Source organism: Thermodesulfobacteriota bacterium (genome assembly GCA_040757775.1).
In the GTDB taxonomy this organism is placed as follows: Bacteria; Desulfobacterota; UBA8473; order UBA8473; family UBA8473; genus UBA8473.
The window spans coordinates 41,888-68,287 of record JBFLWQ010000010.1 but is presented as its reverse complement, the minus strand read 5'-3'; the positions used below and the strand labels follow the sequence as shown (position 1 = coordinate 68,287).

The 26,400-nt window shown below is 41.5% G+C and carries 20 protein-coding genes, 1 pseudogene and 2 riboswitches; of the genes and pseudogenes, 17 read left to right on the top strand and 4 right to left on the bottom strand.

The window, feature by feature from the left end:
- Nucleotides 1-96 precede the first annotated feature (96 nt).
- The 5 genes from polA to lpxC all read left to right on the top strand — a co-directional run bounded on the left by polA (nucleotide 97) and on the right by lpxC (nucleotide 6,925).
- Entirely contained in the window at nucleotides 97-2,769 is a 2,673-nt protein-coding gene (gene polA, locus AB1401_08005; protein MEW6615392.1) for a DNA polymerase I, read from the top strand.
- 30 nt (nucleotides 2,770-2,799) lie between these two features.
- Nucleotides 2,800-3,966 carry a CaiB/BaiF CoA-transferase family protein gene (locus AB1401_08000; protein ID MEW6615391.1) on the top strand — a complete coding sequence of 389 codons (1,167 nt, stop codon included), beginning with the start codon at nucleotides 2,800-2,802 and terminating at the stop codon, nucleotides 3,964-3,966.
- A 35-nt stretch (nucleotides 3,967-4,001) separates the two neighbouring features.
- On the top strand, nucleotides 4,002-5,135 hold the full coding sequence (locus tag AB1401_07995) for an acyl-CoA dehydrogenase family protein (protein MEW6615390.1): 1,134 nt from the start codon (nucleotides 4,002-4,004) through the stop codon (nucleotides 5,133-5,135).
- An 11-nt stretch (nucleotides 5,136-5,146) separates the two neighbouring features.
- On the top strand, nucleotides 5,147-5,683 hold the full coding sequence (locus AB1401_07990; protein ID MEW6615389.1) for an epoxyqueuosine reductase QueH: 537 nt from the start codon (nucleotides 5,147-5,149) through the stop codon (nucleotides 5,681-5,683).
- Between the two features lie 321 nt (nucleotides 5,684-6,004).
- Nucleotides 6,005-6,925, top strand: coding sequence for a UDP-3-O-acyl-N-acetylglucosamine deacetylase (lpxC, locus tag AB1401_07985; GenBank protein MEW6615388.1), 921 nt, complete (start codon nucleotides 6,005-6,007; stop codon nucleotides 6,923-6,925).
- A gap of 61 nt (nucleotides 6,926-6,986) precedes the next feature.
- Here the strand turns inward: lpxC and AB1401_07980 are convergent, their stop codons facing one another.
- Together AB1401_07980 and AB1401_07975 are read right to left on the bottom strand one after the other, a co-directional pair.
- Nucleotides 6,987-8,915, bottom strand: a complete 1,929-nt coding sequence (locus tag AB1401_07980) for an FAD-dependent oxidoreductase (GenBank protein MEW6615387.1) — start codon at nucleotides 8,913-8,915, stop codon at nucleotides 6,987-6,989.
- A 168-nt stretch (nucleotides 8,916-9,083) separates the two neighbouring features.
- Nucleotides 9,084-11,624: a GAF domain-containing protein gene (locus AB1401_07975; protein ID MEW6615386.1), complete on the bottom strand. Its 2,541-nt coding sequence runs from the start codon at nucleotides 11,622-11,624 to the stop codon at nucleotides 9,084-9,086.
- Between the two features lie 244 nt (nucleotides 11,625-11,868).
- Nucleotides 11,869-12,137, top strand: a riboswitch (cobalamin riboswitch).
- 94 nt (nucleotides 12,138-12,231) lie between these two features.
- Here AB1401_07975 and AB1401_07970 point away from each other — a divergent pair.
- The 7 genes and pseudogenes from AB1401_07970 (at nucleotide 12,232) to AB1401_07940 (ending at nucleotide 20,553) form a co-directional block, all read left to right on the top strand.
- Nucleotides 12,232-13,119: a cobalamin-binding protein gene (locus tag AB1401_07970; protein MEW6615385.1), complete on the top strand. Its 888-nt coding sequence runs from the start codon at nucleotides 12,232-12,234 to the stop codon at nucleotides 13,117-13,119.
- 102 nt (nucleotides 13,120-13,221) lie between these two features.
- Nucleotides 13,222-14,238 carry an iron ABC transporter permease gene (locus AB1401_07965; GenBank protein ID MEW6615384.1) on the top strand — a complete coding sequence of 339 codons (1,017 nt, stop codon included), beginning with the start codon at nucleotides 13,222-13,224 and terminating at the stop codon, nucleotides 14,236-14,238.
- A gap of 3 nt (nucleotides 14,239-14,241) precedes the next feature.
- Nucleotides 14,242-14,733 (top strand): annotated as a pseudogene (locus tag AB1401_07960) (ABC transporter ATP-binding protein).
- A 267-nt stretch (nucleotides 14,734-15,000) separates the two neighbouring features.
- A riboswitch (cobalamin riboswitch) is annotated at nucleotides 15,001-15,273 on the top strand.
- Nucleotides 15,274-15,304: 31 nt separating this feature from the next.
- Nucleotides 15,305-17,158 carry a TonB-dependent receptor gene (locus tag AB1401_07955; GenBank protein ID MEW6615383.1) on the top strand — a complete coding sequence of 618 codons (1,854 nt, stop codon included), beginning with the start codon at nucleotides 15,305-15,307 and terminating at the stop codon, nucleotides 17,156-17,158.
- A 122-nt stretch (nucleotides 17,159-17,280) separates the two neighbouring features.
- Nucleotides 17,281-18,816 (top strand): cobyric acid synthase, encoded by a 1,536-nt coding sequence (locus AB1401_07950; GenBank protein MEW6615382.1) that lies wholly within the window; start codon nucleotides 17,281-17,283, stop codon nucleotides 18,814-18,816.
- A gap of 13 nt (nucleotides 18,817-18,829) precedes the next feature.
- Nucleotides 18,830-19,783 (top strand): energy transducer TonB, encoded by a 954-nt coding sequence (locus tag AB1401_07945; protein ID MEW6615381.1) that lies wholly within the window; start codon nucleotides 18,830-18,832, stop codon nucleotides 19,781-19,783.
- Between the two features lie 647 nt (nucleotides 19,784-20,430).
- Complete coding sequence (locus AB1401_07940) at nucleotides 20,431-20,553, top strand: hypothetical protein (GenBank protein MEW6615380.1); 123 nt, start codon at nucleotides 20,431-20,433, stop codon at nucleotides 20,551-20,553.
- 59 nt (nucleotides 20,554-20,612) lie between these two features.
- Here the strand turns inward: AB1401_07940 and AB1401_07935 are convergent, their stop codons facing one another.
- Nucleotides 20,613-21,509, bottom strand: a complete 897-nt coding sequence (locus AB1401_07935; GenBank protein MEW6615379.1) for a selenium metabolism-associated LysR family transcriptional regulator — start codon at nucleotides 21,507-21,509, stop codon at nucleotides 20,613-20,615.
- Between the two features lie 102 nt (nucleotides 21,510-21,611).
- Nucleotides 21,612-21,839, bottom strand: coding sequence for a ferredoxin family protein (locus tag AB1401_07930; GenBank protein MEW6615378.1), 228 nt, complete (start codon nucleotides 21,837-21,839; stop codon nucleotides 21,612-21,614).
- Between the two features lie 629 nt (nucleotides 21,840-22,468).
- Here AB1401_07930 and panB point away from each other — a divergent pair.
- The 5 genes from panB (at nucleotide 22,469) to AB1401_07905 (ending at nucleotide 26,384) form a co-directional block, all read left to right on the top strand.
- On the top strand, nucleotides 22,469-23,269 hold the full coding sequence (gene panB, locus AB1401_07925; GenBank protein ID MEW6615377.1) for a 3-methyl-2-oxobutanoate hydroxymethyltransferase: 801 nt from the start codon (nucleotides 22,469-22,471) through the stop codon (nucleotides 23,267-23,269).
- A gap of 39 nt (nucleotides 23,270-23,308) precedes the next feature.
- Nucleotides 23,309-24,160, top strand: coding sequence for a pantoate--beta-alanine ligase (panC, locus tag AB1401_07920; protein MEW6615376.1), 852 nt, complete (start codon nucleotides 23,309-23,311; stop codon nucleotides 24,158-24,160).
- 28 nt (nucleotides 24,161-24,188) lie between these two features.
- Nucleotides 24,189-24,569: an aspartate 1-decarboxylase gene (gene panD, locus AB1401_07915; protein ID MEW6615375.1), complete on the top strand. Its 381-nt coding sequence runs from the start codon at nucleotides 24,189-24,191 to the stop codon at nucleotides 24,567-24,569.
- A 270-nt stretch (nucleotides 24,570-24,839) separates the two neighbouring features.
- The gene (locus AB1401_07910) at nucleotides 24,840-25,472 is read left to right on the top strand and encodes a DUF502 domain-containing protein (GenBank protein MEW6615374.1); all 633 of its coding nucleotides are present in this window, start codon (nucleotides 24,840-24,842) and stop codon (nucleotides 25,470-25,472) included.
- 90 nt (nucleotides 25,473-25,562) lie between these two features.
- A complete protein-coding gene (locus AB1401_07905) occupies nucleotides 25,563-26,384 on the top strand; it encodes a cyclic nucleotide-binding domain-containing protein (protein ID MEW6615373.1) in 822 nt (273 codons plus the stop codon).
- Nucleotides 26,385-26,400 lie beyond the last annotated feature (16 nt).

Genomic DNA, 26,400 nt, shown 5'->3' with positions numbered 1-26,400 from the left:
CTTGAAATAACTGGATTCCGCATCAAGTTTGGAATGACGGAAGAAAGTTGCACTGCGGTTGTGCAAAGCTCTCTATCAACATATTTGGAGAAACCCATGTCTTCTAAACCCCGTCTATTTTTGATAGATGGGAGTTCTTATATATACAGGGCATATTTTGCTATAGGTCATCTCTCTACCTCATCGGGTTTTCCCACAAATGCAGTATTTGGCTTTTGTAATATGTTGTTGAAGGTGATAAAAGATCATAAACCTGACCATATGGCTGTTGTCTTTGATGCAAAAGGCCCTACATTTCGCCATGAGATCTACGATCAATACAAGGCAAACAGACCTTTCATGCCAGATGATCTTGTTTCACAAATCCCCTATATCAAGAAGGTTGTCGATGGTTTTAATATCCCTGTTCTGGAAATGGCCGGCTTTGAAGCGGATGACATCATCGGCACTATTGCTAAAAAGAGTGAGGGGAAAGGGGTAGAGGTTGTCATCGTTACCGGTGATAAGGATATGCTTCAACTCATAACAGAAAATACAACTACCCTCGATACCATGAAAGACAGGAAGTATGGGGTCAGAGAGGTTATGGATCGATTTGGTGTTGAGCCATCTCAATTAGTAGAGATTATGGGGCTGGCAGGTGATACATCTGACAACATTCCAGGTGTCCCGGGTATTGGTGAAAAAACAGCTATAGAATTGATAAAAGAATTTGGCACAATTGAGAATCTCCTCAATAATCTGGATAAGGTTACCGGTAAACGCAGAAGGGAAAACCTTTTAGAATTTGGCGGTCAGGCGAGGCTAAGTAAAGAGTTGGCAACAATAGATGTCGATGTCCCTCTGTCCTATGATTTTGATGATTTTTCTCTATCTGAACATGACACGGGAAAGATAAAGAATATCTTTAAAGAATTAGAATTTACTAAATTTCTTAAAGAATTTTCGTCACAAGGGGTACTCCCCACCGAGAATTACAATGTGGTCATTACCGAAGAAGAATTTGGTAGATTGATTGAGGGGTTGAAGAACTCTCACGAGTTTGCCCTGGACTTGGAGACCACATCAAGGGACCCTATGCTGGCCCAGTTAGTGGGGATATCCTTTTCTTATAGACCCCATGAGGCATTTTATATACCTCTTGCCCATAGATATCTGGGAGCCCCGAAACAGCTGAGAATGGACTATGTACTTCCGTTTTTAAAGCCAATCCTTGAAGATGAGAGTATCAAAAAGATAGGACAGAACGTGAAGTATGACTATGTGGTTCTTAAGCGGTACGGCATTGAGCTTTCAGGGATAAATTGTGATACAATGGTGGCATCTTACCTGTTAAATCCATCGAAACATAATCATAATCTTGAGGACATTGCCAGGGAATATCTTGACCACCAGATGATATCTTATAAAGATTTAGCAGGGAAAGGTAAGAATGCCCTGACATTCGATCAGATAGATATTGAAAAGGCTTCAATCTATACATGTGAAGACTCTGATGTTACGTTCCTCCTGTCTAATTTATTATTACCGAGGCTTGAGAAAGAGGGGTTTGCTGACCTCTTTTATAATATCGAGATGCCTTTAATCCGGGTACTGACCGATATGGAGATGAATGGGGTTAAAGTGGACGTGGACTTCCTCGTTAGAATGTCTAAAGAGATGGAGGTTAAGTTAAACCTGCTTATGAAAGAGATATATAGTCTGGCAGGAGAGGAGTTTAATATCAATTCTACTCAACAGTTGGGCAATATCCTCTTTGAGAAACTGAGGTTGCCAGGAGCAAAGCGGACAAAAACGGGGTATTCTACCGACGTAAGCATCCTTAGCAAGTTGGCTTTTGCACATAAATTGCCGGCAAAGATATTGGAATACAGAAGTCTGACAAAATTAAAATCTACCTATCTTGATGCACTCCCAAGACTGATCCACCCGGAAACCGGAAGAATTCATACCTCTTATAACCAGACCGTTACTGCTACCGGGAGATTAAGCAGCAGCGATCCAAACTTGCAAAATATTCCCATAAGGACACAAGAGGGTAGAAAAATCCGCCAGGCATTTATCCCTGAAGAGGGATGGTCTTTAATCTCTGCTGATTATTCTCAGATAGAGCTTCGGCTTTTGGCCCATATTTCAGAGGATAAAATACTTGTAGATTCATTTAACAACGATCAGGATGTCCACTCAGAAACAGCAGCAGAGATATTCGGTATTCTTCCATCAATGGTTACTTCTGAAATGCGTAGACAGGCAAAAGCAATCAACTTTGGAGTTATATACGGGATGAGTTCTTTTGGTTTAGCCCAGGAATTGGGGATAAGCATGAAGATGGCACAGGATTATATTGATAACTACTTTCAGAGACATGAAGGAGTAAAGGGATATATTGAAAGTATATTGCTTCAGGCTAAAAAAGATGGATATGTAACAACCCTGTTGAATCGACGTCGTTACCTTCCTGAGATAAACAGTAAGAATCATCCCACCAGACAATTTGCTGAACGCACCGCCATAAATACGCCTATCCAGGGTAGTGCGGCCGATTTAATAAAAGTTGCCATGATAAACATCTCAAGAAGGACATCACAATTGGAGCTTTATGCAAAGATGATTATGCAGGTTCATGATGAATTGGTCTTTGAAGTACCTGATGATGAGGTAGGTAGTGTGGCGGAGATGGTGAAAGAGGAGATGGAAGGGGTAATGGAACTCCTTGTGCCTTTAAAGGTCGATATTGGGATTGGAAAGAGCTGGGGAGAGGCTCATTAAAAGTAATAACGGTTAAGGAGGATACAAACAATGACGTTACCTTTGGAAGGGATACGGGTTTTAGATTTATCACGGCTTTTACCTGGTCCATATTGCTCTATGCTGTTAGGGGACCTGGGAGCAGAGGTAATCAAGTTTGAACAACCCGGGGTAGGAGATTATGTACGGGAGATGATTCCAGAAATTTTCATGAGTGTTAATAGAAACAAAAAGAGCGTTACCTTGAGCTTAAAATCCGATAAGGGGAAGGAAGTCTTTTATCGGATGGTAGAGAAATCGGATGTTGTATTAGAAGGTTTCAGCCCAGGTGTAACAGAGAGGTTGGGTGTTGACTACGGAAAGGTCAGCAAGATAAATCCTATGATCGTTTATTGTTCCATATCTGGTTTTGGTCAAGATGGGCCATACAGGGACATACCAGGTCATGACATCAATTACTTAGGAGTGGGAGGGATACTGAGTTTACCGGGTCGAGTGGGGGAACCACCTGCAAAGCCCGGTATACCAGTAGGCGATCTTAGTTCAAGTATGTTTGCCACAGTCTCGATCCTTGCAGCCTTAATGGCGCGAGATAAGATTGGAAAAGGTCAGTATATAGACGTCTCAATGACCGATGGTATTGTTTCGTGGATGAGTGTTCGTGCCGGCGGGTATCTTGCCGGGGGAGATATCCCGAAGGTTACTGAGATGGGCCATCTGTCGCCTGCTAATGACTTATTTGAGGCAAAAGATGGCAGGAAGGTTACTGTAGGGGCATTGGAGGAGCATTTCTGGGAAAGTCTCTGCAAGGTGCTGGGTTTGGAAGAGTTTCTGAATAATCCCCGATACAGCACTCATAGAAAGAGAATTGAGAATGGTAAGGAGATCTCTGAGAAACTAAGGGCTGTATTTTTGAGAAAAACCAGAGATGAGTGGCTTCAGGAGATGAAAGAAGCCCGTGTTCCGTGCGGCCCTGTTTATACAATGGAAGAGGTCTTTTCTGATCCCCACATCATACACAGAGGTTTGATACGAGAGATAGATGATCCTAAGTTAGGTAAGATAAAGCAGGTTCCATTTCCAGTTAAATTCTCAGAAACCCCTGCTGAGATTAAAAGCCCCCCTCCTGGGATGGGGGAGCATACGGAAGAGGTGCTACTTACCTTTGGGTACAGCAAGGAGGAGATTGAAGGTTTGAGGAGAGAGAATGTGGTTTAGTTTATAATATTAATATATATTATTGGAGGTACAGGGTGATCTTTAAATTGACAGAAGAACAGGAAGCCGTAAAGAGGATGGTTAAAAACTTTGCAGAGAAAGAGTTAGCTCCTTATGTTGATGAGTGGGAAGAGAAAGAGATTTTTCCCAGGGGAGCCTTTAAAAAGATAGCGGAACTGGGGCTCTTTGGCATGACATGCCCTGAAGAGTACGGCGGTACTAATATGGGATTCCTGTCATCTGCCATAATATATGAAGAACTTGGAAAAACGTACAGGGCTATGAGTTATGTTTCGATTAACAATCTTGTTTGCTTTCTCATTTATAAAAACGGGAATGAAGAACAGAGAAGAAGATGGGTAATACCCCTGGCTAAAGGGGATATGTTCGGGGGTTTTGCCCTCACAGAACCCAATGCTGGCTCTGATGCAGCAGCCATTCAGACCTCTGCAGAAAAGAAAGGTGATGGTTATGTCCTGAATGGGAGCAAAATCTTCATCAGCGCCGGTGGAGAAGCCGATATTTATACCGTGGTGGCAAAAACTGATAAAGAAAAAGGGGCTTCTGGAGCCAGTATTTTTGTCGTTGAAAAGGGGACCCATGGTTTTTCCTTTGGTAAGATAGAAAAAAAGATGGGGATGTGCTCTTACCCTACAAGGGAGCTGATATTTGATGATTGTATCGTTTCTAAGGAACATCTTTTAGGTGATGAAGGTAAGGGTTTCAAGATGATAATGGAGGCCCTCGATGGGGGGAGGATAAACATAGGTGCAATATCTGTAGGTCTTGCTCAGGCAGCCTTAGACAAGGCGTTGAGTTATTCCAAAGAGCGAGTCCAGTTCGGCAAACCCATCTCCGAGTTTCAGGGGATTCAATTTATGCTTGCGGACATGGCTACAGAAATTGAAGCTGCAAGACTTCTCGTCTACAAAGCTGCTTATATGAAAGATCAAGGACTTAAGGTAACGAAAGAGGCTGCCATGGCAAAGAGATTCGCCACAGATGTAGCCATGAAGGTAACAACCGATGCTGTCCAGATCCTGGGTGGATATGGATATATGAAGGATTACACTGTTGAAAGATATATGAGGGAGGCCAAGGTAGGACAGATCGTTGAAGGAACCAACCAGATTCAAAGGGTAGTTATTGCGAGAGAATTGTTAAGGTGATGTGATTTTCTATGAAGATATTGCTTCACGTCTGTTGTGCAAACTGTACTATTTATCCTGTCCAAGAACTGAAGAAAGAGGGTATAGAGGTCTTTGGGTTCTTTTATAACCCGAATATTCATCCTTATCAAGAATACAGAAGAAGGCTTAAAGCTGTGGAAGAATATTCGGACAAGATTAATTTAAAGATGATTTACCATAATGAATATGCACTGGAAGAGTTCTTGCAAAATGTGGTTTTTAGGGAAAATGAACGGTGCTTGTATTGTTATTATACCCGTTTGGAACGAGCAGCTCAGTTGGCAAAGAGAGAAAAATTCGACTTTTTCACCACAACCCTGTTATATAGTAAATTTCAGAAGCATGAAAAGGTAAAAGAAATTGGGGAGGGATTGGCCAGCGAGTATAGGGTTAAATTTTACTATAGGGACTTTCGCGAGGGATGGAATGACGGCATAGAGATATCAAAGGATCTGGGATTATATCGTCAGCATTACTGTGGCTGTATTTACAGCGAAAAGGAAAGGTATCTCAAAAAGAATGCATAAACTATCCTTTTGACCTTGTTCTTTTATCTTTTTAGAAGGTGAGCAAGGAGGATAATCTTCAGACAAAACGCTGTTGTAAAAATACATCAGTTAGCATAAAAGTGTGTTGTTTAATATACATGGTGTCTACTTAAAAGGGAATGTAGTGTAAAAAAAAATGTCTCTACTCCGCAAATTTTAAATAGTGTAGTATGTTGTTTTTGTTGTATTAATAATAAATATATGGAATTAATTTAAGGGAAAGTAGTGTTTGTTTTAGTTAATTGGGCATAAATGTTGCAAGCTTAAGTTATTAAATTTTTATTTAAGGAATCTTTGCTTATGTATCAGAAGACAATTGCTAGACAGATAAGTTTTACGGGTATTGGGCTGCATTTGGGAAAAAAGGTAAACGTTACCATTAGACCAGCAAACGTAGATCATGGAATTATATTTTTAAGGACAGATACACCGGAGCCTGTGGAGATTAAGGCTAATGCGGCAAGTGTTGTTGACACAAAATTCGCTACAACCCTTGGATATAATGGAGTAAAGATATCTACTGTTGAACATTTATTAGCAGCATTCATGGGACTTGGAATAGATAATGTGCTAGTGGAGATTGATTCCTCCGAAGTACCTATTATGGATGGCAGTGCTTCTCCCTTTGTCTATCTTTTGAAAACTGCTGGTATTAGAGCTCAAAAAAAGCCTAAAAAATTTCTAGTAATAAAAAGGGTTATAAAGGTTTCCGATGGAGATAAGAGGGTTATTTTAGCCCCTTTTAAAGGGCTTAAAATTACATATACCGTGGATTTTGATCATCCTCTTATAGCAAATCAATCCTACTCTGCGAAATTCTGTAACGGGACTTTTGAGAGAGAAATATCCAGGGCTCGTACTTTTGGTTTCTTAAAGGATGTTGAAGTTCTCAAGGCAAATGGTTTAGCAAAAGGGGGTTCTCTGGATAATGCAATTGTTGTGGGGGATTTTAGGATTATAAATGAGGATGGCTTAAGATTCCACGATGAATTTGTTCGCCATAAAATACTGGATTCTATCGGAGACCTCAGCTTGCTAGGTGTTCCTGTTATTGGCCATCTTATAGCTTACAAATCGGGCCATTCTCTAAATTATAGGTTGATGAAAAAGGTTATCTCTAATAAAAAGAACTGGAAGCTGATAGAGGTTTATAACGAAGAATTTGACAGATACAATGTTCCCTCTTTTGAATTATTGAAACAGGTACCAGCTTCAGCCTAACTCCCTTCTATATTTTTTATTAACAATCTGCCCATTTTCTCTTTTTCGAATAAGGGGTTGTCTAAAGACTCATCCCTATATGCATCCCTTCTTGAACCGCTTCCCCTATCAGCCTTGGCTCAATACAGTCCCCTGCCCTGTAAACCTCTTTGACCTTACCTTTGATTTCTTCGTATAGTTTGTCATCAGGTTTGGCACCTGCAGCCAGAATAATCGTATCCGCCTCTATCATCCTTTCCTTACCCTTGTTGTCAATAAGAATGACCCCTTTATCTACAATTTCTTTGTAGGTAACCCCTGTCAATAGGTCCACTCCATTCTTTTCAAGTTCTTCCAGAAATGCCTCCCTTATAAAGGGTATCCTCTGGGTTGCCATCGCATCCAATATCTCCGTTATCGTTATCTTTTTCCCTTTGTCCATAAGATGGTGTGCCGTCTCACAACCAACTAACCCGCCTCCTATTATTAGAACCTTTTCCCCGGTTTTTACCTTTCCCAGAAGGACATCGCCAGCAGTGACAATCCTTGACATGTCTATACCTGATATTTCAGGGAGTAAAGGTATACCACCAGTTGCGATGACAACAGCATCCGGCTTTTCCTTTTCAACCAGATCGGCTGTTACATTTGTACCGACCTGTACCTGAATCCCGTGTTTTTTTGCCTGAGTTCTCAAATATTCTAAGTAGGCTTTGAATCTTTCTTTCCCTGGAGGGATACTTGCCTGTCTAATCTGTCCCCCCAGTTCCTTTTCCTTCTCGTATAAGGTGATATCATGACCCCTCAGGGCGGCAACCCTGGAAGCTTCAATACCGGCAGGTCCGCTCCCGACAACCATGACCTTTTTCCTCTTTTCCGCCGGTTTTATCTCGCACTCTTTCTCACGGCCAAGTGAGGCATTTACGGAACACATTAAGGGATTCAGCTTAAAGATCATTTCCTGCAAACACCTGAAACAAGCGATGCACGGTACTATATCTTCTGTTTTTCCTGCTTTTGCCTTATTGGGGATCTCCGGATCACATAAAAAGCCCCTTGCGAATGCGATAAGATCGGCTTTCCCCTCTTCGAGAACCCTTTCTCCTGTCTCAGGCGTCATCATCCCGATGGCTATTACGGGCAGGTTTGTTTCCTTTTTTATGGCATCTGCCAAATAGACCAGACCACCAGGGGTGCTGGTACAATTTATGAAGTTGTCTTTTCCTATACCGTAGCAAGAAACATTCACCGCACTGGCTCCAACCTCTTCCATCATTTTTACCAGTTTCTTTGAGTCCTCTAAGGTAATACCGCCATCGAGGTTAAAGTGACATGCATTTATACGAGACCACACGGGAAAATCAGGTCCGACCTTATCTCTGATGGATTGAAATACTTCCACATAGAATCTTGCCCTGTTTTCCAGAGAACCGCCGTATTCATCTGTCCTTTTGTTGAATGCAGGGGTAAAGAACTGGACAAACAGATAGGCATGGGCACCGTGCAACTCTACACCGTCAAAACCTGCCTTTTTGGCCCTGAGGGCAGCCTCTCCGAAACTCTCAACAATTTCCTTTATTTCAGGGATAGTCAGCTCACGCGGGATCTCTCCCCCTGGCCTGGGGGCAACAGGAGAAGGTGCTACAGGTGTCATACCGCTTATAGCGGAATTCGTCGCTCCTCCTCCATGGGCGAGTTGTATTACAGCCTTTGCCCCATGCTTTTTGACTGTCTCAGCATAGCCTTCCAATATATGAAGAAATTTGTCGTCATAATTACATATCATTCCAGGAAGCACAGCTCCCCTGGGGTCCACAGCTGAAGCCTCAACGATGATCATCCCGGTACCACCCTTTGCCCTTGCCTCGTAGTAAGCTAACCGCCGCTGGTGGGCTTCATTGACGTCTCTTGAAAAAACAGTCCCCATGGGCGACATGACAAAGCGATTCTTGATGGTCATGGGTCCTATATTTATTGGCTCGAATAACCTTTTAAATTGCAATGTATTCATATGTCCTCCTTATAGAAGTTATCTATGCGGTATAATAATAAATATAATATTTGAATCTATATCAGCTCACTATTTTAGTCAAGACTATAATTTATTGTGCTATATAGCTCTGTTTTCCATGAGACTTTTAACGTTGTCCTGTTGTCCCAGGAGTTCATAAATCTTTAATTAACCAAGGATATGCCCGGCATTATACTTTCCAATTTCCCTTACATCCAGAATTGAGTTCATGACTGCCCGGCGGGTCTTTTCGCTTATTAAAATAGCGTTTGGTATGTTCTTGGTGAGTTCCTGCAACCTGAAGACAATATTGACCGAATCTCCGATTACCGTGTAATCCATTTTTTTATCAAAACCAATATTTCCTACTACGGCTTCTCCGGTATGAATACTGATCCCAATTGTCAGGGTAATTTCAATTTCGTTGAATAAATATTTGTTTATAACTTCGAGGGTTTTTTTCATTTCCAGTGCCGCGGAAAGGGCATTATCCGCATCAGAGGTGCTTAAAATCGGAGCCCCAAAAACAGCCAGAAAACCATCTCCCAGGTACTTATCCACGATCCCATTATACTTGAAGACGATGTCTCCCATAGCGGAAAAAAAATGGTTTAAAATCGACACGGTCTTTTGAGGACCGATGCTGCTGGCAAGGGTGGAAAAATTCCGGATATCGATATTGAGTAAAGTTAACGTTTTCAATTCATCGATCACTGGTTTTTCCCCCGAAGAATCATAGGTGATTTTGTCCACAATCTCCTTAGGCACAAACTTCTGAAACATATTGCGAATTGCCCGTTCATGTTCTGCCATGGACAATGTTTCCTGGTAAAGCCGTGAGTTTTCTATGGCAATGCTGACTGAGGTGGCAATCGATTGCAAGAGTTGAAGATCATTGGTATCAAAAATACTGTGCTGCCGGTTAATGACCTCGATAACCCCAATAACCTTTCCCTGGGAGATTATGGGCACACATAATACGGACCGGGTTTTAAAACCTGTCCGCCGGTCAAATTCCGGATCATAATACTGGGAAGTTTGAATATCTCTTACCAGAACCGGCTCCCCGCGAGCGGCGGAATAACCAACAATTCCCTGTCCGAGTTTAGGTCGAAAATTATGAAGTGCATCGAAATCAAGGTTAAAGGCAGCCTTAAATTCGAGTTCGTTTTTATTCAGAAATAACAGAGAACCTGCTTCCACGTCCATAATCTCCTCAATCATTTCCATCGTATGTTTCAGGACTTTATCCATGTCAAAGGTGGAGGAAGCCAGTATCCCTCCGATCTGTTTGATTGCTTCCATTTCCTGGTCTCGCTTCATGATAGAGGAAGTCAAACGGTTTTGCTCTATAGCTAAGGTAAGGGTAAATGCCATCTGGATGATTTGGTATTCTGTTCCCTGCAAAATGCCCGGGCGGAGAGATCCAACGGCAAGTATCCCTATTACTTTCCCTCCCATCTTTAGAGGAGATAAAACAACTGTTTTCAGTCCCTGTTTCCCAAATAGCTCTTGTTCTATAGGGTAGTTTAAATTAGTTGTACCCGGTAAAGACAGGGTGTTTTCCTGTTTGATGACCCGGTCGAAGACAGAACCTATAAAGTAGTATTCTGAATTCCGTGAGAGATTTGTGGGCATAAAGGCAACAAAATCCAGAAGGGAGATTCTGTCCGGCATGTTTTTCATCCGCGTCATCAAAAGGACCAGATCAAAGGGGACCTCATCTCTAAATTCGTTCAAGAGGGCGTGAAAAAGTTCACTTTCCCGAAGGCTGGAATTCAGAAGCTTAAAGATATTTTCCAGTGTTTTGATCTGCTGAACCTTCTCCCTGTTTTTCTTAATCAGCTGAATATTGTCATATGTGAAGGCAGCATTGCTTAAAAGGGAGGTCAAGATGTTGGCATCTTCCGGGGTAAATGGGAGTGCCATTTTACCCCGGGAAAGGGTCAAAACTCCAAAGATATCATGGATACTTTTCAAAGGCATACATAGGAAAGATTTTGTTCCATAGTGAGGACGGTTTTCCCGACCAAAGCGGGTATCCTTTTCGATATCTTCAACCAGGAGGGGGGATCTATTAATAACCGCAAATTTGGCGATACTGGTGTAAAAATCAATCCTATCCCCCTTTTTTAGGATTTCTCCAGGTCCAAAATAGGAATGGACGACAAATGCTTCCTTATGGGGGTCTTCCAGAATTAAAACAGATCCTATATCGGCATTTACCATCTTTAATGCCCGTTCCAGGGCGATATGGAGAATGTCTTCTGTATCGAAGGTCACATAACAAAGGTCCGACAATTCTTTGAGGGTGGTAATCTGCGTCTCTTGTTTGTTAATCTGTTCAAAGTTTATCCTGAGTTCCTTTTCTAGGGCACGGAAAGATTGTACGATTCCGTTTAGTTCGTTTGTAGCCCCGGGTTGGTAGAAACCGGAAATTTCTTTTGTAATATTTTCTGCTATATTTTTAGAAATTGTAGAAACTTGATCGAATATCCTCCGAATTAAAACAAACCCAAACAGTGAAGAAGTAAGAAAGAGGAGAAAAAATAGAGCGATATATTCATCTTCCAGGATATTATACTTCAGACTCATATAGAAGAAGCTGATAATGGGAGCAAAGAAAAAAAAGGCAAATATGACAGGGAGCCTGTACCTGAGATTCTTCTTTTCTATCGATACTTCCCGCAGTCTTTTTTTAAGATTCAATGGGTGCTCCTTATTTCTGTGCCCCAGTTTTTATTCATTGTCCAACACATTGTAATTCCAGAAGAATCTAACATTATAAAAGGATGTGTGTCAATGAAAAAATAGAAAATCCAGAACTATCCCAGCATTTTCGTAATGAATAGGTCAAATTCAAAGATATTTGATAGGGATGTCCGTCTATCTTTCAGTCCGACTCAATTTTTTTATTGACATTCTCAGGTAAATTTGGTAAAAAATAACAAATAAATAGATACATTATATAGGTACCCTCTTTAGAGGGTTTAATAGGGAACCCCAAAAAACGGGGACGGTCCCGCCGCTGTGATCAGTGACGAAACCCACAAAGACAGTCAAGGTTGAACAGTGAACAGTTAAAGGTTAAAGAATCAAAAGACTTTTAACTTCCAATTTTGAACTGTTTTAAAACCACTGGTAGTTTTAAAACTGCCGGGAAGGTGTGGGGAGTAGGGAGATCTGAGAGTCAGAAGACCTGCCTATAAAATAGGACTTGCCTCTTCTTCCAGGAAAGGGGGGTGAAGTAAGCTGGGTGCAGCCCTTAAGTCCAAAAGGATTTAAGGGTTTTTTTATTGCTTTTTTCTAAGGTGAAATGAAGACAATAATCACATCATTTTTTGCATGCATTTTTGTTATTATGGGTGTTGGTACCGCCTTCCCGGCAACTTATGTGGATGAGATGGGAAGAAGGGTGGATATTCCATCAGACCCGAAGAGGATCGTCTCTCTGGCTCCCAGCATCACCGAGACCCTTTATTTCCTGAACGTGGGGAAAAGAATTGTAGGGGTTACGGAATTCAGTAGCTACCCTGATGAGGCAAAGAGGAAACCGAACGTTGGAAGCTATATAAACCTGAACATAGAAAAGATTATCTCGTTGAAGCCAGATTTAATAATAGGTATAGCGGATGGAAATAAAAAAGAGTCAGTGGATACACTGGAAAGGCTGGGATACAGTGTCTATGCAATAAACCCTAGGTGTGTAAAGGATGTCTTTCAGACTATTTATAACATAGGGAGAATAACCGGTTGCGTTGGCAGAGCTAATAGGCTTATTAACGAGTTGAAAAACAGGGTAAATTATGTAGAGAGTCGTACAAGAGGAATAGAAAGACCAAGGGTTTTCTTCCAGATCGGGATTAATCCTGTAGTAACAGTAGGCAAGGATACTTTTCATAATGACCTGATAAAGATGGCAGGTGGTTTGAATGTATCTGGAAGCGATAAAGTAAAGTATCCCCAATACAGCATGGAGCAAATTTTGCTCAATGCCCCTGATATTATTATTATATCTTCTATGCAAAGGGGTGGTGGTTTTGAGCGAAAGAAAAAAGAGTGGATGAAGTGGAAAAACATCCCCGCAGTAAAAAATGGAAGGATTTATATAATTGACTCGGATCTGGTTGATCATCCATCCCCTCGTATTATCGATGGATTGGAAGAGCTGGCAAGGTTGATTCATCCGAGATTGTTTAGATAGGAGTATGCGTTCAGTCGTCAGCATTCAGCCATCGCCCTCTTTTTTACTGAAAGCTAACGGCTGATAGCCGAACTCCTGTAACCAGGCAAAGGTAACTCAGTTATGGTGGTAACTCTTCGAAAAGTAGTACTCGTATCCCTTGCTCTTGTTTTTGTTTTCATCATAGTTGCGATACTTTCCATCTCTCTTGGAACGGCTGATATAGGGTTGATGAAAATATTGAGGGGGATATTTGGAGAGGGGACTGTCCCTATTCGCGGATGGACAGATACCGACAGAGTAATTATATTTCAGGTTCGCTTACCTAGGATCATACTGGCCGGTATAGTAGGTGCTACCCTTTCAGTGGCTGGGGTAGTATTTCAGGCTCTTTTTCGAAATCCCCTTGCAGATCCTTACATTTTAGGGATTTCAAGTGGTTCGGCTGTAGGTGCCATCCTGGCAATTATCTCAGGGGCAGGGCTAGGCTTCTTGAGTATTCCCGTTGCTTCTTTCTGTGGGGCACTGTTGACCATTTTACTGGTATTGGGCATTGCAAGGACAGGATATAGACTTCAAACTAATACTTTACTTTTAGCAGGTGTAATAGTTGGTTCTTTCTTTTCTGCCATTATAATGTTTTTGGTGTCCATTACCCATGATGAGAGGCTTCATAGTATTATCTTTTGGTTAATGGGGGATTTAAGCCTGTCAAAGTACAACGAGATTATAATTGTTACCCCCTTTGTTATTATTGGATGCCTTATTATCTATTTGAATGCCCATCCCCTGAACCTGATCGTTACAGGGGAAGAGACTGCCCTCCAGCTGGGAGTCGAGGTGGAGAGGGTAAGGAGACTTTTGCTTATCACTGCATCTTTAATTACGGGGGTGGTTGTTTCAGTAAGTGGTGTTATTGGTTTCGTGGGACTTGTCGTTCCCCACATGATGCGTATGGTATTTGGTTCAGATCACCGCCTTCTTTTGCCTGCCTCAGCTCTTTTTGGACTTTCTTTCTTGGTTATAGCGGATACCATGGCAAGAACCATAATTGCCCCTGTGGAATTACCTGTGGGGGTGATAACAGCTATCTTCGGGGCCCCATTTTTTATCTACTTGTTGCGAAGAAAAGGAGTCTGATTTATGGATATAATCAAGGTTTCTCGAGTAAGCTTCAAGTATGTTCATGAATGGGTGCTCAGGGATATCTCATTTGGTGTTAAGAAGGGGGAACTTTTGGGGGTAATTGGTCCAAATGGTTCTGGAAAGACGACCTTATTAAAGAGCCTTAACAGAACCCTTACCATGGGAAAAGGAGATGTCTTTATCAATGGGACAAATATCAAGGATACAAATAGAAGAGAGTTAGCCAGGATTGTAGGTATGGTTCCCCAGGAGACTTCTCTTGTTTTTCCTTTTACTGTATTGGAGGTGGTCTTGATGGGGAGATCACCCTATCTTGGTAGACTTAGTTTTGAAGGGGAGAAAGACTATGCGATAGTCAGAGATGCCATGGAGATGACAGATACCCTTTCATTTTCAACTCGAAGTATCAATGAATTAAGCGGGGGTGAAAGGCAGAGGGTACTGATTGCAAGGGCACTGGCCCAGCAGCCACAGATCATACTCCTCGATGAATCCACAGCCTATTTAGACATCAAGCATCAAGTAGCCTTTTTTGATTTAATAAAGACCTTAAATCGGGAAGAAGGACTGACGGTTGTAGCTGTGACTCACGATGTGAATTTAGCTTCTATTTTTTGTGATAGGGTCATGCTTTTAAGTAAAGGAACTGTCCACTGTATAGGAACTCCCGGGGATATAATCACAGAATCCAATGTAAAGGAGGTTTATGAAGCCGATGTATTAGTTGATACCAATCCGCAAACCGGATTGCCGAGAGTAACGCTCTTAGCATCAAGTCTGTCAGATAAAGGAAGGCGGTCAAAAGCCGACGCTGCCCCGCAACTGTAGACGGAACGAAACTCAATAAAGACAGTTAAAAGTCAACAGTGAAAAGTTAAAAGTAAAAGGATAAAAAAGCAAAATACTTTTGACCTGCAACATTGAACTTTTAACTGTTTTGAACCACTGGTGGTTTTAAAACTGCCGGGAAGGTATGGGGATTAGGCATAACCGTAAGCCAGGAGACTTATTTGACAGATCAAATAAACATCCCGACCGAGGGGAAAAGGAGGATTAGGAAATGAAGATGTTGTTAAATTGTATTGTGGGATTACTTGCATGTTTGTCTATGTCATTGTCCACCCTGGTTTGTGCAGAGGAAAAAACTGGGGAAGTAGAGATGAAAGAAGTGGTCGTAACGGCCAGCAGGTTGGAGGAGCCATTAAGATACTCCCCTGACTCGGTTACTGTAGTTAATGAGGATGATATTCATAAAAAAGGGGCGAAAACGGTCATTGATGTTCTCAGAGATGTACCAGGGGTTTCTATTGCCCAGTACGGTCAATTTGGAGGGTCCGCATCTATATACCTGCGGGGTACTAACACTGCCCATACATTGATTATGATTGACGGAGTGAAGGTAGGGGATCCAATGGCCACAGATGGAAAGATGAGTATTTCTGACTTATCTACAGATAACATCGAAAGAATAGAGGTAGTCAGAGGGATGCAAAGCGTGCTTTATGGGTCCGATGCTATTGGAGGTGTCATAAATGTCATTACCAAGAAGGGTAAAGGTAAGCCCGAATTTTACCTTTCCGCAGAGGGGGGGTCTTTTGAAACCTTCAGAGAAAAGATAGGAGTCAGTGGATCAAATGATAAGGTAAGTTACTCTGCCTCTATATTACGTACGGATACCAAAGGGGTCTCAAAGGCGGACAGAGATATGGGAAATACAGAACCGGATTACTACCGCGGTACCAATGCCTCTGCTCGGCTTGATGCCCAAATCAGTGAAACAGTGAGGGCAGGTTTCTCTGTTCGCCACTCTAAGTCAAAGATGGACTATGATGACACGGGAGTTGATGCTGATAAGGTTCAGGATACTGGCATTACCAGCATTTCTACAAATTTCGATCAGAACCTGTTTGAATGGTGGCAACATGTTGTCAAGCTGGGCACCACAGGCACAAAGAGGGAATATACAGCCAATGGCTCTTTTGATGAGACCTATAAAGGGACAACAAACCTGGCGTCATGGCAGCACAATTTCTTTATCAAAGACAAGGATACCATCTCTGCGGGATTCGATTATCAGGAAGAAAGCGGGGATCTCGAGAGTGTGTGGGGGAATATCTCTGAGAAGAAGGTTGATACAAAAAGCTTCTTTATCCAGAACAAATTGACCCCATTTAAAGGACTCTCTTTCACCTTAGGGTCCCGGCATGATAACCATCAGACCTTTGGTGGCGAGGACACATATAAGGGTGCTCTTGCCTATCTCTATGAAGAGACAGGCACCAAGATAAGAGGAAGTTACGGAACAGGATTCCATGCCCCCTCCCTATATCAGCTTTATTCTTCCTACGGTGATGAAAACCTGAAACCGGAGGAGAGTAAAGGCTACGATGTGGGTGTAGACCAGGAATTTTTCGGGAGAAAGGTCCTGCTGTCTGTGACATACTTCCACACAGAGATCAGAGAGTTGATTGACTGGAATTGGGATACATGGAAGTACTATAACATTGGTAAGGTCAAGACAAAGGGCTGGGAAACATTGGTCTCTTTTAAACCACTGGACTGGTTGACCTTAGATGTCAATTACACCTATACCGAGGCAAAGGACGACACGACAGATAAAGACTTGATATACAGGCCAAGACATAAGGGGGGGGTTGCCCTTAACATGATCCCCCTGGAAGGATTAAACCTGAATGTTGATGTTCAATATGTGGGAAAGCGGTATAGAAGCACTGACAATACCCTTGAGATGCCTGAATATACGCTTGTGAACTTAGCGGCGTCTTATGAAATTACCAAACACCTTCAGGTCTTCGGAAGGGTGGATAATATCACAGACCAAAACTACGAATCGGTATATCAGTACGGAGAACCAGGCATCGGGGTCTATGGCGGAATCAAGATAACATTTTAGAGAGCTTTGAAAAAGTATCCCTTTTCGCTTCAGTCCGCCTCAGGCGGAAATTTTTTGACCCATCTATGATCGTAAATCGCGAGTCGTAGACAAAACAGGTATCAGATAGTAGGTTGACAACTATGAAATCCAGATCCTTGATGGTTCAGGGAACGGCATCACACGTTGGAAAGAGTGTTCTGGTTGCCGCATTCTGCCGGATACTCAGACAGGATGGGTATAATGTAGCGCCCTTCAAGGCCCAGAATATGGCACTAAACTCTTTTATCACCAAGGACGGGAGAGAAATGGGAAGGGCGCAGGTCGTACAGGCAGAAGCCGCCGGGTTGGAGCCAGAGGTTGATATGAATCCTATATTGATAAAGCCTAATACGGATATCGGGGCTCAGATAATAATTCATGGAAGGGTTTACAAAAATATGTCTGCATGCCTGTATCATAGTTTCAAAAAAGATGCCCTTGGGTTTGTCAGGGAGAGCTTCAGGAAGTTGAGGGAGAAATACGACTTTATAGTAATAGAAGGAGCGGGATCTCCTGCGGAGATAAACCTCCGGGAAAATGATATAGCTAACATGGGAATGGCTGAAATTGCGGACTGCCCTGTGGTACTGGCAGGGGACGTAGACAGAGGAGGGGTATTTGCCTCCATTATTGGTACTATGGAACTACTTGCCGAAGAAGAGAGGCGAAGGGTTAAGGGTTTTATCATAAACAAGTTTAGGGGTGATATCTCCCTTTTGAAACCAGGACTCGATTTTTTAGAAAAAAGAACGGGGGTCCCGGTATTAGGTACTATACCCTATTTTAAAGACATTTATATCCAGGAGGAAGACAGCGTATCACTAGAAAGATTAATAACTTCAAACAAGAACGGAAAGGTTGATATAGCGGTCATATATCTTCCCCATATCTCGAATTTTACAGATTTTGATCCATTTGAAAAAGAGCCCGATATCAACCTAAGATATGTTAGTCATGGTGAGTGTATTGGGGACGTAGATGTGATTATCATACCAGGGAGCAAAAACACCATTGATGACCTTAACTACCTGTACAATTTCGGCTATGCAGGAGAGATACTCAGACACTATAAAAAGGGTGGATCGGTCGTTGGTGTCTGCGGAGGTTATCAGATGCTTGGTGAATACATTGCGGATCCTTATTGTATCGAAGCTTCTCTCAGCAAAATATCTGGAATTGGTCTTTTGCCTGTAAGAACATCTATAGAAAAAGAAAAGGTGACATCTCAGGTATGTGCAAAAATCCATCCCTTAAACCAGTTTTTCAAAAATACAGGTGAACTAAAAGGCTATGAAATACACATGGGTCTGACAGATTTCTATGAGGAAAGGTGCATGCTTGAAATTGTCGAGAGAGACGGCTCCTCAATCTCGGTTCCGGATGGATTTATATCTGAGAACGGCAGAGTCTGGGGAACATATATCCACGGTATCTTTGACAATGATGGTTTCCGTGAGGAGTTTATCAGAAGGATAAAACTGGCAAAAGGCATTCCTATTGCTACAAGAGGGGAATCAGAAACAAACACTTCTTTCAACTTCCAGGAGTTTAAAGAGACACAATACGACAGGCTGGCAACACTTGTCAGAAAAAATATCGATATGGAGACCTTTTACAGGATTGCAGGTCTGAGGTGAAAGGTAAGGCTGGATGGTCAACTTGTTGAGGGAAGAGGCAGACAAGACTTATGTAAGTAGGTATGATTATCAAACCCATGGAAAAAGAGAGATGAATCTTTTGAACAATAAGACTCTTTGTAATGGCGTCCCTTCAATAGGGTTGGAGAAGATGATTATACCATCAATTCTTCTCCACCTAGCCATTATAGCCCTTATAATTGCTTCTTCAACGTTGTACATTAAGAGAACCTCTTGTCCCCAAATATATATTGTTAGTTTGGTCTCATCTCCATCAGAGAAGCCTTTGGGATTAGGGAAAAAGCAGATAAACAGAGAGGCTGGGAAAATTGAACCTATTAACCCCATCAAGAATTTCCCAAAGATGGTTAAAATAGAAAACGAAAGGATTGCAGTTCCCGAGCCTGAGGCAAAACCCGAACCTAAGCCTCAAAATAAATCAAAGCCCGAATTTGGCTCTGAACCTGAACCCAAACTCAGCATTGTTGGAAGTCTCTCCGAACCTGATGAGAGAATAAAAACAGGGTACCCGGGGTTTCCAGAACAAGGAGTAAGGGAATTAAGTGATAGAAAGGGAGACGCTCTTTATGGCATCAAGGAAGAGTTCGGCGGAGAGCAAGGGGTGAAGGAAGGAATCAATCGAGGTGGAATGCCAATTAGCTACTCGTTATCTAGCCGAAAACCAGTTTTACGGAGTACTGCCCCTTCTTTCATCGCGAATCCTAAACCCCAGTATCCAATGATAGCAATAAGAAGAAAGATGGAAGGGGTTGTTTTACTTAAAGTGGAGGTTTTGGGGGATGGGGGAGTAGGGAAGATAGAGGTGAAAAGATCCTCTGGGTACAAGGCACTAGACGAGTCTGCTTTAGAGGCTGTAAAAAATTGGAAGTTCTTGCCTGCCACATTGAATGGCATTAGTGTTAAAGTCTGGGCAAGCATTCCTATAAGGTTTGAATTGGAGAGATGAGAGAAAAAATAAAAATGTGGGGTGCCCTTCCTAACATCAACATGGAGTAATCAACTAAGTGTTAAAATATTTTTTAACAGCATAATAACTTTAGCCCAGAAAGAGAAACCGCACAGCAATTTGCAATTCAACATTCGCTTCAACTTGAACATTCACTAAATCAACAGGAGATAAGAACGATACAGCATTTCACATACAGCGAGAGAATAACTGGAACAGGAAGATCGGAAGTGCACCCCGTATACTTGTATTTTAACAGGTGGACTGCTACCACCTCTTTACTATGCTATTTTAGGATATCTATCCAGTCAGGTCGCTTTCTCCCTAAAAATTTACGATTATTGGCTTTAGACAACTTTGCCTTTTTTCCAAACCGTGCGAAGAGTTGCGCTAAGTTTTTTGAAAACACAGGAAATGTTCTGTTGTTTTTTATTTCTGCTACCATGTGTTATCCCTTTTGTTTATCCTTGAATGATTTTACCTTATTGACCTTTTTAAACTTAACTTATAAAGCCTGCAATTAGCATACCAAAAATGATAGACTTGTTTATAAAACCTTCCCAGGCTTGATAGTAAAGGTTTTGATGACATTATTGGTATACTTTGATTGTAGATTAAGAGGTTGAGATTGGGACAGTATTGCACTTATGCTTGATAGTAACGATTGGGATGCTAAAGCGAAAGGGGCAAAAAGTGGGACAGATCGCCAGAATGGGACATTATGGCACAATATGGATGCCGTGAGAAAGCCAGATCAAAAACCTGCATAAAGTGATGGGAAAAGAGGTTTTTCTATCCAGACTGATTGGTAGGACTTTGAATATAACCGCTAAATAGGATGGTTTTCCATTAAGAAACCAATAAATGCCTCTAACAGAGGGGACCTTGTTCTTCCTTTATGAAATACAATATAAAAGTTTCTAATTAATTTAAGACCCTTGACTCTGATTTCTTTGAGTACCCCAAGTTTCAATTCGTCCTCTACTGCCCTCTTGGAGAGAATAGATATACCGATTCCAGCCTTGATCCCTTGCCTAATTGCTTCGGTACTCCCCATTTCAGCTATAACCTTTAGAGTGTTCAAATTAGTTCCACTATCATGGAAAGCTTTTTCAATGGTTATACGGGTTCCAGATCCCCTTTCTCTTGAAATATAGGATTGGTCTTTAAGTTCCTCTGGTCTTACAGAGGTTTTTGATTTCCATGGGTGGGAGGAAGGAACAACCAAGATCAGCTCATCCTTGATGAATTCACTGTACTCAAGCCTTCTGTCCTGAATTTTTGCCCCCACAATACCCATCTCGATTCTATTATTAATTACCTGGTCTATAATTTCTTTTGTATCCCCAATCATTAAGCATATAGAGATATTTGGATAATTATCCTTAAATTTGCCGAGTAAATAGGGCAAAACGTATTCTCCCGGTATATTGCTTCCTCCGATAGTAATGTCACCAGACATTTTCCCCGAAAAATTTTCCAGGACCTGTTTAGCCTCAACCCTCAGTTCCAATATCTTCTTCGCATACCTGTATAAGATTTCTCCGGCTTTGGTGGGGATAACCTCTCTTCCCATCCTGTCTAAAAGTCTCGCATCCAGATGGTCCTCCAGAGATTTAATATGTTCGCTGATGGTAGGTTGAGTTAAGTATGTTGCTTCGCCTGCCTTTGAAAAGCTACCCAGTTCAACAACTTTACAGAATATATCCAATTGTCTTAAATCCATCAAATTAGAGGTAACTATGGAGTAATGAGGTTATGGGGTTTTAAACCATACAGACAGTTAACATCAGCGGCTGATGTTAAATCCCATGAAACTCACTGTCTGTTAAGAGATATATTTATACACTTCAATTGCACTCTCTGGGCACATCTTTCCACATATGGCACATGCTGTGCAGCATTCTTCATTTACAAAGATCGGTAATTGGTATCCCTGGGCGCTAAATTTATCTCCCATAATGACACAGTCTTTAGGGCAGAACTCTGCACAATATCCACACCCTTTACAAAATTGTTCGCTTATAGCTATTTCTCCTTTACTTTTTGCCATCATTTTAACCCCTTGTTAATTTTTTCAACAGCCTCTTTAAAGTACTTATATCTCATATTATAAGAAGCCTTGTTTATTCCGCTCAGAATTATTTAGTTCATCCTGAAAAATTCCCTTTTCCGCTCTCTGGTGCAGTATTTTTGACCCATATATGACTCGCTTCAGGCATTTTCAGGAACTCTCCGCCTTTGGCGGATCAACCACCTGAAAATGCTTATCTTCCGCTTCGTCAAGATGGGTACCCCAAAAATCCTGCTCATGTTCGCTTCAAAAGAAATTTTTCGTTTTTCAGGGTGAATTATTTAGTGACAGAACAGAAAGTAAGCCTCTATACTATAGACGTGAATTTTATAGTTGAAAGAAGTATTAAAATCAAGTTTTTTTTGTTTCAAGCCAAAAATTCTTGACACAACTAGTTTAATATGCTAAAAATATCCTTCTAAAAAGATTTAACAATTTGTTATCCCGCTTGGATCCATATATTTGGACTGAGACGGAAGGAACTTCGATAGGGTCGATAAATGGGATAGTTGATCAGGGGAATTCCCCCTAGGTCTATTCGTTAGCCCATTGATAGAAAGCCTTCTGGACTCAGTCCAGAAGGCTTTTTTGTTTTAACTTAGGGGGTATAGATGGGAAAGATAACGATCTTAGACTTACAAAGGATGAAAGATGAAGGGGAAAAGATAACGATGCTTACTGCTTATGATTACCCTACTGCCAGGATTCTCGATGCCTGTGGAGTGGATATCTTATTGGTTGGCGACTCAGTTGGCAACGTTGTCCTGGGGCAGGCAAATACCCTGCCGGTATCTATCGGAGATATGATTCACCACACCAAGGCAGTTGCAAGGGCTTGTAAAAATGCGCTCGTTGTCATAGACATGCCGTTTATGTCTTACCAGACCAGTATAGAGGATGCCAAGAGGAATGCGGGCAGGATGATAAAAGAGAGTGGGGCTGAGGCTGTAAAACTTGAGGGTGGGGCTAATATGGAGGACACCATCAAGGCTATTACAGATATAGACATACCTGTAATGGCACATATTGGTTTAACACCCCAGTCAGTTCATAGAATGGGAGGCTATCGGGTTCAAGGAAAAGAAGATAAACAGAGAGAAAAACTCCTGGCAGATGCCCTGGCAGTTGAGAGGGCAGGGGCATTTTCCGTTGTCCTGGAGGTGATCCCCAGTCAACTTGGTGAAGAGATTACCAAAAGGCTGAAAATTCCAACCATAGGCATTGGAGCGGGCATAAAATGTGATGGTCAAGTCTTGGTGATCAACGATTTATTAGGGCTGTCTGGTGAATTTCGACCGAAGTTTGTAAAGAAATATGTGAATTTGGAAGAGGTAATCTCAAAGGCAGTTAAAGAGTATATCTCGGAGGTAAAGAACAAAGCCTTTCCCAATGACGAGCATAGCTTTAAGTGATATGATGTAGTGAAATGTGAGGGGTGATTTAGGCTAAATATGAAGATGGTAAGTAGTATCAAAGAGATGCAGGAGTTTTCAGAGGGCTCCCGTCTGAAGAATAAGATAATTGCTCTGGTTCCAACCATGGGTTTTCTCCACGATGGCCATCTCAAGCTAATTGAGGAGGGAGGGAGAAGGGCTGATATCTCAATAATCAGTATATTTGTTAATCCTACCCAATTTGGAGTAGGAGAAGACCTTGAAAAATATCCCAGAGATTTAGAAAAAGATAAGAAATTGGCAGAAGGAGTTGGCGTTGATATTATCTTTGCCCCTACTGCTTCCGAGATGTATCCCAAAACCTATCAGACCTATGTAAATGTAGAATATGTAACCAGGAACCTGTGCGGTGCTTCCAGACCTACCCATTTCAGAGGTGTAACAACGGTAGTCGCAAAGTTATTCAATATTGTTAAGCCGCATATTGCCATTTTTGGAGAGAAGGATTTTCAGCAGTTAGTTACTATCAGGCAGATGGTTAAAGACCTTAATTTTGATATAGAGATCATTGGAATCCCTACTGTCCGGGAAAAGGACGGTCTGGCAATGAGTTCCAGAAATACTTACCTGACCCCAGAAGAGCGCAAAGCTGCACTAAGCTTAAATCAAGCAATGTCTGAGGCGAAGGAGTTATTCAAATCAGGTGAAAGAAGGTCCGAAAGTATTCTTCGGGAGGTTGAGAAAAGAATTGAATCAGAAAGTCTAACGGACATCGATTATGTTAATATATGTGACTCTCAAACACTGGAGTACATTAAAGAGATTGATAGAGACGCAGTGCTGGCAATGGCAGTGAAGGTTGGCAAAACAAGACTTATTGATAATTGTACTTTTGAAAGAAGAAGATGACAAATTTTGTGAAGGAGGAAGAAGTGACGTGCAGAGAATCATGCTGAAATCCAAAATACACCGGGTAAGGGTTACAGATGCTAATCTGGATTATGAAGGAAGTATTACCATTGATGAGCTCCTGATGGAAGATGCAGGCATAATACCCTACGAATCGGTTCACATCTATAATATCTCCAATGGTGAAAGGTTTGAAACGTATGCCATTAAAGGGGAAGCTAACTCTGGTACTATTTGTCTTAATGGGGCCGCTGCCCATAAGGTCAGTATTGGTGACCTAATAATAATTGCTAATTATGCGCACTATGAGGAAAAAGAGGCGATAAACCACAAACCTAAGCTTATCTATGTTGATGCAAATAATAGAAAAATAGAGAAAAAATCATCAGTATATCTCCAGTCACTTTAAATTTTTCCTTTTATTTCGGGCAGTATTCGGTATTGGATACTAAAGAGAGGAGATACCTCACCTGGGTGAAGCCTTCAAAAGGGGGCTGCTTATAATTATTTTATTGAAAAAGATTATCCTCTCTGTTAAACTGCTAAATAGTTTGCCCTGAAAAATTCCCTTTCCCACTCCTTAAAGTGGATTTCCAAAAAGCATGTTCCTGCGAAGGCAGGAATCTATGAACTTGCTCTCAGAGACACTTTTTTAAAAGCTCTCGAAAGATACATAAAAATGAAAACGCGGATAAAAAATTATTTTATAACGGGTTTATTAGTAATTATACCTGCTGGTTTAACAATTTACATCCTGGATATCCTTATTGGTATTATGGACAGGGTTCTTAACTACCTACCATTAAAGTTCCATCCTGATACTTACCTACCCTTTCATATCCCAGGGCTGGGGCTGATTGCAACAGCGGTTTTCACAATCCTCGTGGGGATCCTTACCCAGAACCTCTTGGGGAAAAAGTTGGTCTACCTATGGGAATGGGCAGTATCGAGAGTTCCCTTTGTTAGAAATATATATCTTGCCATCAAGCAACTGGTCGAAGCCATATTTGCCCAGGATTCGAAGGGTTTTAAACGAGTTGTATTGGTTGAGGCTCCCATGAAGGACATGTGGATTATGGGCTTCTTAACTGGTGTTACCGAAGGGGAGGTCCAGGATAAAACTGAAAAGAGGGTTGTTAATGTGTTCGTTCCTACCACACCAAACCCCACTACTGGATTATATCTTCTGGTTCCAGAGAAAGATGTTATAAACCTGGATATGACTGTGGAAGATGCCTTTAAATTAATAATGTCTGGAGGGATTGTTACTCCTTCAGACAAGCTAACCGTAACTCCCAAATGTCGAAAATAAGCCATCTGCCTAGTTTGTTATTAAACAGGCGGAAAATTTGTAGTAAAATTCATTAGTTTATTTCTATAGTATTCAACTAGAGGAAAAAAGATGAAGGCTGAAGATAGTGAATCTGCATTGGGGACGAAAACCGCCCCAGATATATATGCTGTAAATGTTAAGATATATAAGCCCAGGCAGACTATAATAAGTGAGGGTGAGAAGAATGAGTACTTTTATGTAATTTTACAAGGTTCGGTAGAGGTATTCCAAAAGGGCAAAAGTGTACGTGTGTTAAAAGAAGAAGATGTATTTGGCATCGAGAATTTTTTCTTATATAGGCCTTACACAACAACCGTTCGGGCATTAACCACTACGCGTATAGCTATCTATAGTACAAAAGTGTTGAAGGATATTATATACACTAAACCCCAACTGACCGAGAAGATACTAATCTCTGTTCTGAGCCAACTGGAGCAAACAACGCAGATTGCTAAAGATAATATTGTGTTGGAAGGTTTAATAGACCTCAATGAGAAGGTCTATGAAGATGGTGAGGTGATAATAAAAGAAGGGGCTATGAGCTATGATTTTTTTAGGCTCCTAAGAGCAGAAGGTGGGTTATTGGTGACGAAGGAGGGTAAAGAGGTGGGCAGGATCAATAAGTCTGGGGAATTCTTTGGAGAGATGAGTGGGCTACTGAGCCAGCCAAGATCTGCAACTGTTACATCCATAGGGAAGAGTGTGGTGCAGGTATTTTCTGGTGCTAACCTGGATGAGATTATTGAATCGTATCCAAAAATAGCAAGAAAATTGTTAGAGGACTTAGCTTATCGCCTGGCAGAAGCAAATAAAAGGATCATTAAGGCATTTAAAAAGAAGGGTACAAAAAAGCATGGAATTGAAGAAGACGACCATATAAGTATGATATAGAAGGATTGAAAGACTT

What these genes read in the sequence shown, in the direction of transcription:
- AB1401_07980 (MEW6615387.1), bottom strand. Translation starts at nt 8,915, where the DNA reads ATGAATACATTGCAATTTAAAAGGTTATTCGAGCCAATAAATATAGGA.
- AB1401_07955 (MEW6615383.1), top strand. Translation starts at nt 15,305, where the DNA reads ATGAAGATGTTGTTAAATTGTATTGTGGGATTACTTGCATGTTTGTCT.
- AB1401_07935 (MEW6615379.1), bottom strand. Translation starts at nt 21,509, where the DNA reads ATGGATTTAAGACAATTGGATATATTCTGTAAAGTTGTTGAACTGGGT.
- AB1401_07910 (MEW6615374.1), top strand. Translation starts at nt 24,840, where the DNA reads ATGAAAACGCGGATAAAAAATTATTTTATAACGGGTTTATTAGTAATT.
- AB1401_08000 (MEW6615391.1), top strand. Translation starts at nt 2,800, where the DNA reads ATGACGTTACCTTTGGAAGGGATACGGGTTTTAGATTTATCACGGCTT.
- panC (MEW6615376.1), top strand. Translation starts at nt 23,309, where the DNA reads ATGAAGATGGTAAGTAGTATCAAAGAGATGCAGGAGTTTTCAGAGGGC.
- AB1401_07940 (MEW6615380.1), top strand. Translation starts at nt 20,431, where the DNA reads ATGCTTGATAGTAACGATTGGGATGCTAAAGCGAAAGGGGCAAAAAGT.
- AB1401_07930 (MEW6615378.1), bottom strand. Translation starts at nt 21,839, where the DNA reads ATGATGGCAAAAAGTAAAGGAGAAATAGCTATAAGCGAACAATTTTGT.
- AB1401_07905 (MEW6615373.1), top strand. Translation starts at nt 25,563, where the DNA reads ATGAAGGCTGAAGATAGTGAATCTGCATTGGGGACGAAAACCGCCCCA.
- panB (MEW6615377.1), top strand. Translation starts at nt 22,469, where the DNA reads ATGGGAAAGATAACGATCTTAGACTTACAAAGGATGAAAGATGAAGGG.
- lpxC (MEW6615388.1), top strand. Translation starts at nt 6,005, where the DNA reads ATGTATCAGAAGACAATTGCTAGACAGATAAGTTTTACGGGTATTGGG.
- AB1401_07990 (MEW6615389.1), top strand. Translation starts at nt 5,147, where the DNA reads ATGAAGATATTGCTTCACGTCTGTTGTGCAAACTGTACTATTTATCCT.
- AB1401_07950 (MEW6615382.1), top strand. Translation starts at nt 17,281, where the DNA reads ATGAAATCCAGATCCTTGATGGTTCAGGGAACGGCATCACACGTTGGA.
- polA (MEW6615392.1), top strand. Translation starts at nt 97, where the DNA reads ATGTCTTCTAAACCCCGTCTATTTTTGATAGATGGGAGTTCTTATATA.
- AB1401_07970 (MEW6615385.1), top strand. Translation starts at nt 12,232, where the DNA reads ATGAAGACAATAATCACATCATTTTTTGCATGCATTTTTGTTATTATG.
- AB1401_07965 (MEW6615384.1), top strand. Translation starts at nt 13,222, where the DNA reads ATGGTGGTAACTCTTCGAAAAGTAGTACTCGTATCCCTTGCTCTTGTT.
- AB1401_07945 (MEW6615381.1), top strand. Translation starts at nt 18,830, where the DNA reads ATGGTCAACTTGTTGAGGGAAGAGGCAGACAAGACTTATGTAAGTAGG.